Consider the following 7,429-nt stretch of genomic DNA (forward strand, 5'->3'; position numbering starts at 1 on the left):
CATGCACAAATTTAGTATAGCATGAAATATTTTAAGTTTTCATTGAAAAATGTTGACTAACTATTAGCTGGTTTAGTGCCATAAGAAAAAGGCTGCATCAGGAACCTTCCATATAGAAGTAACGCACCTGTTATTTCAATAAGATTAAGTTATGTAACTATGTATTTTATGGATCCTACAATTTATTTGTAATTTTATTTGTTAATTGCCTTATTGATGCTGCAATAAACATTCCGATTGGTAATCCTATTAATACATTCCCCATGATATGTTTACTTAATTTTATACATGCAATTACAGCTAATACACCTAAAACCAAGCCAATTAACTTGTATAATATTTTCTTCACATAATCCACCCTATTACCTTCAAAGTCTTAGTGCCTTTTGATTTTCTCAAAATCAGAACTAAAAGGCTGCCTTAAAAACAGCTCCAATCTTCAGCTAACGCACCCATCAAATAGGCTAAGCCATTTTATTTAATTTTAGGCTTTATTCTCTGTTCAAATTCATCTTTAGTTATATCCCAAACTTCATATTCTTCCCCAAACTTATCTCGAACATCTTGAGCCATTAAATCAGAAATTATTTCATAATCATCTACTATATCTTCGTTAAGAATTCCCTTGACTGTATTCCACTTAATAAATTTATCGTCACTTGTGCTGATAATATAAAAATATCTGGTTTCAAACTTGTTTATCATTGGTTCCTCCATGATGAATTTTGGTTTCAAACCTTAATTCCATCCCTTATTAAAGAATCGCAACCTAAAGATAATTAACGAAGAGAGTTAGCGGTCTTTTTTAAAAATCCTTTAATTGTTGTATAAATCGAATACAACAATAACAAACCTCCAAATAACCATATCCCATATTCTTCACAGTACCTAGAGAAAAAGTAATCAACTCTCTAAATTTTCTCCACCTAATAAGACCAAAAGAGTGCAGCAGAACATTAATGTGGATCTTTGAACAAAATAAAAGATACCACTTATTGATTAATAAATCACCAAACCTATCTTCTTTGTTTATATATAAACAATGCAAAAAACCCTATTATAATAGGGTAATGAAAGAGTTAGTAAAGATAATTGCCTCAAAATCAGGCTTACCCTGTTGATCGGTCACAATTATTTCACCATCAAGAATAGTTCCATTCGGAATATCCAATTGGAGCAGTTCGGTGAATTTTATTGTGACCTCATTATTGTGGCGAGTATACAATTTAATCTGATCATTAAACTTAGAAAGAATCAAACGAATTCCATCAAGCTTGAGCTCAGTTATGAAATTATCGTCCTCGAAGGGTTGCTCTGTTTTGTGCAATAACATTGGAGAAATAAACAAAGTTACCACCTCAAGATAATTGTAGCACTAATATCACGATATTCTCTTAGGTAGATAATGTAAAAACACCTTCGACAGGATGCTTAATCTTTCACCGTATAAAGTTAGATCACTTATTATCATATCCTAAGCTGATTCTCACCAAAGATATTATTAGTATTTATTATTAATTTCTTTTTGCGATTTGCGCTGCTGCTAATCTCAGGCATCTTTTGCAATACGAATTTGAAAGGCCTCCAAGATTAACAATCTCCCTTAATTCCTGCTTGATTTCTTCCAATAAAAATTGACTGATGATAATCTGTATTATGTAAACTAAAATGAGCTCACTTTTCTGCAACCTTATATTGAGCATAGTAAACAGAGCAAACCACAAATGTTGAACTTCCGTACTTGGACCTGTAAATACATATTCATTATTGCACCCTGCGAAGGAATCCCGAAAGGACTATTATAAAACTCCTAGACCACAGTTTATAAAAAAGCAACCGTTTTATATCCAAACGGTTGCTTTTTTTCATTGCTATAAACGATTCCAAATTCTCTTTAAATCTATTGGTACGAATACTTTATCCCCATGTATTTCCTTATGTATGATGAGATGTGAAAAGTATGGTTCTAAACTTCACCCTTCTGTTTATGTCTAGCTGGATTTATTGATGATAGGAGCCCATTCAGTGCACTTAGGACCATTAGATTTAAATCTCCACACACATAACTGACAAAGAACTTGAATATCATTTACAGGCATCGTACTCAATGAAATTTAATTGATTGAAGTAGCATACAGAAAAGGATGGAGCATTCGCTCCTTCAATTTCTGTATTATGGCACATAAATCGAAGAATAGTCTTGGTCTACGACTATCAGATGACCTTTTCCACCTTATTTAAGGGCAGTTTTATCATACTTATACCTTGGCTAAAAGCTCCAAAGGTTTACTGAGCTTTCTTGAAAAGATTTCCTAATCAAAAAGGAGATAGAGCAACATTTTGGTCTAGATCATATTTAAGCAAAAGTTGCAGTACTAAAATACTTGCTTTATTATTTAGGGTATAGTATATTAATTGACACATCAACTATTGAGCTATCAATTATTTTGTCTAACGTATGAAAAGAGGGTGTTTCTTGACGAATTCATGTTCTAATGAATCTTTTATTTTATATATAATGAACTGCCTTAACAAACAGATAAGTTCAAAATTTGAAAGTTGTACGGGCATTAGTCAATCAAGACATGATATCTTATATCAGCTTTATCAAGTTGATGAAATTAGTCAAACAGCACTTCAAAAAGAGGTTAACATTGACGGTGCAGCGATTACCCGGCATTTAAAACAACTTGAAGCGACTGGGATGATTTTAAGACGCAAAGATCCGGAGGATAATCGATTTACTCTTGTCTGTCTTTCAGATCATGGTCGCAAACAAATTATTCTCTACCAAGCTGAAAAGGCTCGTTTTGTCACTTTGATGCTTAAAGATTTTAAAGAAGAAGAACGTCAAGAGTTAACAGATATGCTGACACGCATTCAAAAAAATATAAGCCAAGTCTAACACTTGATTCGTTACAATTTGAAATGAGAATAACTATAAATTAAACTACTAAAGTTAAAAAGAGGAGACTATCAACTATGACTACTACAGCACAATTAACAAATGATTTCAAAGAAATTGTCACAGGACGCCGCTCCATAAAAAATTACGACAAATCCGTAAAAATCAGTAGGGAAGAAATGGAGGAAATACTTACCTTAGCGACACTTGCTCCTTCTTCAGTAAATATGCAACCATGGCGCTTCCTTGTAATTGATAGTCCTGAGGGAAAAGCAACACTTGCACCTCTTGCTCGCTTTAACCAAAATCAAGTCGAAACATCTTCCGCAGTAATTGCCGTATTTGGTGATATGAACAATTTTGATAACGGCGAAGAAATCTACGGTAAAGCTGTAGATTTAGGGCTTATGCCTTTAGAAGTAAAAGAAAACATATTAGCCTCATTTGCTGGATATTTCGAAAAAATCACTAGTGAAGAAATGAAAGAGGTCGTTCTAGTTGATGGTGGTCTTGTATCCATGCAACTAATGCTTGCGGCTCGTGCTTATGGCTATGATACAAATCCAATCGGTGGCTATGAAAAAGACCAAATCGCAGAAGCTTTTGGATTAGATAAAGATCGATACGTACCAGTTATGCTAATTTCAATCGGTAAAGCAGCAGATAATGGCCATCAGTCAGTTCGTCTTCCAATTGATAAAGTCGCACAATGGAAGTAATGTAATAAAGAATCCATTCATTAAATTTCAACCGAGTATGTTATTTTTACTTTAATTATATATTAAGTTTATTATGCTTAACAAAAGAGAGGATGACGTTTAATGATTATCATTCATGCCGTATTCAATATTAATCCAGCAAAACAAGATGCATTTCTAGAGGAGATTCAACCGCTAATCGTAGCTTCAAGAGCGGAAAGTGGAAATGTTTCTTACACTCTTCACAAAGCTACAGAAAAAGACAATGAATTTACAATGGTTGAAGTTTGGCAAGATCATCTAGCGGTTGCAAGCCATAATTCAAGTGAGCACTTCACCTCGTTTGTTGGTAAAGCTAAAGAATTCCTCTCTTCACCTTTAAATGTTAACGCATTTGAAGGACAACCATTAAAATAATGAGTTAAAATGTATGGGATTTCCTATATCCCATCTTATAAAACAAAGAGTTGCTGCTTCGGTAAAACAAGCTGCAACTCTTGTTTATTTCTATTCCATTTTCTCGAACATCACGCGCTTATTTGGCGTACATAATCTGTGTGACGATTTCCATGGAAAGAGGAATGCAAATAGTTCCATTTATTTATCGAATTCAGTTTTTCCAAAGCATCCGCCAATGTTGTATTAATCGGTTCTTCTTTATTTTGCTTCTTCATGAAATTGGAGATTTCGTTGTTTGACACTTTTTGATTTTTGTTTTGTTAATTATTTTGATGTTCATGCGAATTCTAAAAGGAGGGCTGAAAGTGTATATGCTTCATTCACCCAGGATGGGTATCATCCACAATGAAGCGAAATATCTAGGGATGGCCGGCTAATTTTTTGACGAGTTTCTTCTATTATATAGAGATCTTTTTAATGTTTTTTTCATATTCCTTAACCAACTTATAAAAAGTCGTCTTTTTAACGCCTAATTCCGCCATGGCTTTAACGGCCGTCATCTCTCCTGCTTTCCATAAATCATAGACTTCATTAAACCCTTCAGTTACTTGGGCTTTCGGTCGTCCGAAGGGCACACCGTTTTGCAAAGCCACATCAATTCCTTCACGCTGCCGTTTTCGAATTCGGTCCCGTTCCTCTTCCGCCATCCAGGAAAGGATTTGTAAGACAAGATCTGCGATGAAGGTCCCTAAACTATCCTTATATTGAGTGGTGTCCAACAAAGGCATATCCATCACCACGATATCTGCTTGAATATTTTTTGTGATGTCATTCCACTCCTGGAGAATCTCTTCTTTATTTCTTCCAAAGCGATCTAATGAATGAACGTAAAGGACGTCTCCTTTTCGAACCATGCGTTTTAATAATTGATATTGAACACGGTCAAAATTTTCCCCACTTTGTTTATCTATAAAGATATCTCGTTCATTGAGACCATTTTCTAACATGGCCTGAAGTTGTCGTCCTTCATTTTGATCTTTGCTGCTGACTCTTATGTAACCAAATTTACTAACATCCATTTTTTTACGCCCTCTTCTACTTTTCTCTCTCTTATACTACCAAAAACGTTCGTAATAGTGTATGCAAAACAAAGAACGTTCGTAAAGTGTTTTTAAACTTTAACGAACGTTAAAATAGAGCCATTATATAAAAATATGACCCGTTCGTAAAAGTGTACTTTTACGAACGGGTGTAACAATGCTATACCTCCCATTTCGGAAATTTTTTAGCTTTAAACGGCGCTCAACCATTTTTGTGAAATACAACATTTTCTTTTTTGTTTATTATTAAAATAATAGATCTGCTGATTTTGTTAATTTTAGTCCCTTCATCCTATCAGCCTGTGATCCTTTTATCATACCAAGAGGTTTTTGCTTGTATTTCCAAATGAAACCCTTGACAATGTAAGCGCTTTCTTTTATGATGATATAAGTTGGATGGCATGCGTGGCCGTCATAGTATCTGGCGTAGGTGGGGCCAATATCCATCCGGAACAATACATAGAAGAAATCCCCTATTTTATGCAACAGCTAGCTTCTTCCGAATAGGAAACAGTGATTCATCAATCATGTTATTCAAATACAAAAAAACTCTGTATTCGGTCAAATTCAGGGTTTCCCTAGCTTGAATTCCCCTTAAGATCCCTTATGTTTTTATTACAAATATGTATGCTAGTTTTATTGTAAAATGAGGAGGTGCTTTATGGAGAACAAAAAAAGTTCCCTTTACGATGAATTACCGTTAGAATTATTGGCAGGATTTTATTATGAAATAAATAAGAACATTGAAAAAGGAATCTTGTCTGGTGCTATGTATCATGAAAATAGATTAATGGAACAAACAGCATTAAAAAGGGGTATCTCACTTGAATACCTACATGACAAGGGTGCTTGTATAATTGAAGCCGAGAAACTACTAAGAGAAACTACCCTGCAACCCTAAATTGTAGAATAAGAAGTCCAATGATGTTTTCTAGTCTACCCTAGGTGAGGCCAATACCTGGAACAGTATATAGAATAGATTCCATTTTTATTTACCCTCTGGCTACCAAAGGGTTGTTTTGGGTGGCATTCACCAAAAGAAATCATCGCCTTAAAAATTCCTAGTCTTTTTAATCTGTCCTTTAAAAGGCCTACACTTTATAAAAGAAATGCTATTTTTAAATCATCAGTAAGAAATTCCCCGTGCTATTGGAACTTTATATAATGAAGGAAAACTTCTTGTATATCGTTAAGTATTCCCAATCCTACAAATTATCAAAAGTATTTTCAATGGCTGATTCCAATTCTTCTTTTCCTTCTCCTATATAACGTTTGGTCATGTTCAAATCTTTATGCCCCATCAATTTTGAAACGGTTTGAAGGTCTATCCCCTTATCGATTAATGTTTGGCAAAACGTATTCCGCAGCTTATGGGGAGTCGCATTATATTTAGTCAGCATATATTGCACGGACCTTGGCGTTATGCGTTGATTCACACTGGATATGAAGATGGCTTCCGTTTCCATATTTAAAAATTCCTTGTATGCCTTGATCTTTTCACTAGCAGTCATGGAGAGTGGAATCTTCCTGTCTATATCACCTTTTGAATCCCGGATGAGGATATATTGCCTTTCTCCCTCTTTTTGAATGTCACTATGGTTCAAATCACAAAGTTCGGACACCCGGATACCCGTATGAATCATTGTGTAGACAATAGCAATATTCCTGAAATGCCCAGAGGCCTCGATTTCTTTTAGGAGAGCAGCTTGCTCAAGCTTGTTCAGGGCTTTTGGCGGATCTTCTTTCTTTTCCTTTGCTTTACGATCGATGTTGTGGACGATTTCGGGTTTATCAAGGAACCTGGAAAACATGGTAATGGCTGAATAATGTTTTTCAATCGTTCCTCCACTCTTGTTTGACTGTTCCATATCGTCTAAATAGGTTTGGACGTGGGATTTTTCAATCTCTTCCGCCTCATCTTTAAACCATTGAAGAAGCTGGGAGATGACTCCCACATAGGTTTTAATCGTACCATCGGATTTATTTTGACCCATTAACCATTTCGCAAAAGAATGAAGAATTTGTTTATTGTCCAGGATTTCTTCTTTACTGGTCATTCGAGAAGCCCCCTACCAAAATCATGCTATTAATAAGCCTTTCCAACGAATTGTGGAATTTATACAAAAAAACCTTAGGATAATCCTAAGGTTTAGAATGCGTAGATAGGATTTGAACCTGTTTATACGGGTTTATGAATCCTAATTGATGTGATAAACATTGCTTGGCGGCGTCCTACTCTCACAGGGGGAAACCCCCAACTACCATCGGCGCTGAAGAGCTTAACTGCCGTGTTCGGAATGGGAACGGGTGTGACCTCTTCGCTATCG

Annotated in this window: 8 protein-coding genes, 1 rRNA gene and 1 pseudogene; 4 read left to right on the plus strand and 6 right to left on the minus strand. The window is 35.2% G+C overall.

Translation table 11 applies throughout. The features are described 5' to 3' along the window. Positions 1 to 175 precede the first annotated feature (175 nt). From ACFX4I_RS26105 to ACFX4I_RS26115, 3 genes and pseudogenes are all read right to left on the minus strand, one after another. Positions 176 to 349, minus strand: coding sequence for a hypothetical protein (locus ACFX4I_RS26105; RefSeq protein ID WP_377424124.1), 174 nt, complete (start codon positions 347 to 349; stop codon positions 176 to 178). Between the two features lie 125 nt (positions 350 to 474). Further along, positions 475 to 705 carry a hypothetical protein gene (locus ACFX4I_RS26110; RefSeq protein WP_144480161.1) on the minus strand — a complete coding sequence of 77 codons (231 nt, stop codon included), beginning with the start codon at positions 703 to 705 and terminating at the stop codon, positions 475 to 477. A 382-nt stretch (positions 706 to 1,087) separates the two neighbouring features. Next, positions 1,088 to 1,348: pseudogene (locus ACFX4I_RS26115) on the minus strand (ATP-dependent DNA ligase); the annotation flags it as partial. A gap of 1,128 nt (positions 1,349 to 2,476) precedes the next feature. Here ACFX4I_RS26115 and ACFX4I_RS26120 point away from each other — a divergent pair. The 3 genes from ACFX4I_RS26120 (at position 2,477) to ACFX4I_RS26130 (ending at position 4,020) form a co-directional block, all read left to right on the plus strand. Next, on the plus strand, positions 2,477 to 2,905 hold the full coding sequence (locus ACFX4I_RS26120) for a MarR family winged helix-turn-helix transcriptional regulator (RefSeq protein WP_056529680.1): 429 nt from the start codon (positions 2,477 to 2,479) through the stop codon (positions 2,903 to 2,905). 77 nt (positions 2,906 to 2,982) lie between these two features. Next, positions 2,983 to 3,624 carry a nitroreductase family protein gene (locus ACFX4I_RS26125; protein ID WP_056529677.1) on the plus strand — a complete coding sequence of 214 codons (642 nt, stop codon included), beginning with the start codon at positions 2,983 to 2,985 and terminating at the stop codon, positions 3,622 to 3,624. A gap of 102 nt (positions 3,625 to 3,726) precedes the next feature. Further along, positions 3,727 to 4,020: a putative quinol monooxygenase gene (locus ACFX4I_RS26130; protein WP_056529674.1), complete on the plus strand. Its 294-nt coding sequence runs from the start codon at positions 3,727 to 3,729 to the stop codon at positions 4,018 to 4,020. 440 nt (positions 4,021 to 4,460) lie between these two features. Here the strand turns inward: ACFX4I_RS26130 and ACFX4I_RS26135 are convergent, their stop codons facing one another. Then, the gene (locus ACFX4I_RS26135) at positions 4,461 to 5,081 is read right to left on the minus strand and encodes a recombinase family protein (protein ID WP_377424128.1); all 621 of its coding nucleotides are present in this window, start codon (positions 5,079 to 5,081) and stop codon (positions 4,461 to 4,463) included. A 682-nt stretch (positions 5,082 to 5,763) separates the two neighbouring features. On the opposite strand from ACFX4I_RS26135, the gene ACFX4I_RS26140 reads away from it, so the two are divergent. Continuing rightward, a complete protein-coding gene (locus ACFX4I_RS26140; protein ID WP_377424130.1) occupies positions 5,764 to 6,003 on the plus strand; it encodes a hypothetical protein in 240 nt (79 codons plus the stop codon). Positions 6,004 to 6,307: 304 nt separating this feature from the next. Here the strand turns inward: ACFX4I_RS26140 and ACFX4I_RS26145 are convergent, their stop codons facing one another. Both ACFX4I_RS26145 and rrf read right to left on the minus strand, forming a co-directional pair. Beyond that, the gene (locus ACFX4I_RS26145; RefSeq protein ID WP_377424133.1) at positions 6,308 to 7,159 is read right to left on the minus strand and encodes a tyrosine-type recombinase/integrase; all 852 of its coding nucleotides are present in this window, start codon (positions 7,157 to 7,159) and stop codon (positions 6,308 to 6,310) included. A 162-nt stretch (positions 7,160 to 7,321) separates the two neighbouring features. Beyond that, positions 7,322 to 7,429, minus strand: a 5S ribosomal RNA gene (gene rrf / locus ACFX4I_RS26150); the annotation flags it as partial.

Source organism: Peribacillus sp. YIM B13472 (genome assembly GCF_042788005.1).
GTDB classification, from domain to species: domain Bacteria; phylum Bacillota; class Bacilli; order Bacillales; family DSM-1321; genus Peribacillus; species Peribacillus simplex_E.

Coding starts and splice junctions, on each gene's coding strand:
- ACFX4I_RS26110 (WP_144480161.1), bottom strand. CDS start 705: ATGATAAACAAGTTTGAAACCAGATATTTTTATATTATCAGCACAAGT.
- ACFX4I_RS26125 (WP_056529677.1), top strand. CDS start 2,983: ATGACTACTACAGCACAATTAACAAATGATTTCAAAGAAATTGTCACA.
- ACFX4I_RS26130 (WP_056529674.1), top strand. CDS start 3,727: ATGATTATCATTCATGCCGTATTCAATATTAATCCAGCAAAACAAGAT.
- ACFX4I_RS26135 (WP_377424128.1), bottom strand. CDS start 5,081: ATGGATGTTAGTAAATTTGGTTACATAAGAGTCAGCAGCAAAGATCAA.
- ACFX4I_RS26140 (WP_377424130.1), top strand. CDS start 5,764: ATGGAGAACAAAAAAAGTTCCCTTTACGATGAATTACCGTTAGAATTA.
- ACFX4I_RS26145 (WP_377424133.1), bottom strand. CDS start 7,159: ATGACCAGTAAAGAAGAAATCCTGGACAATAAACAAATTCTTCATTCT.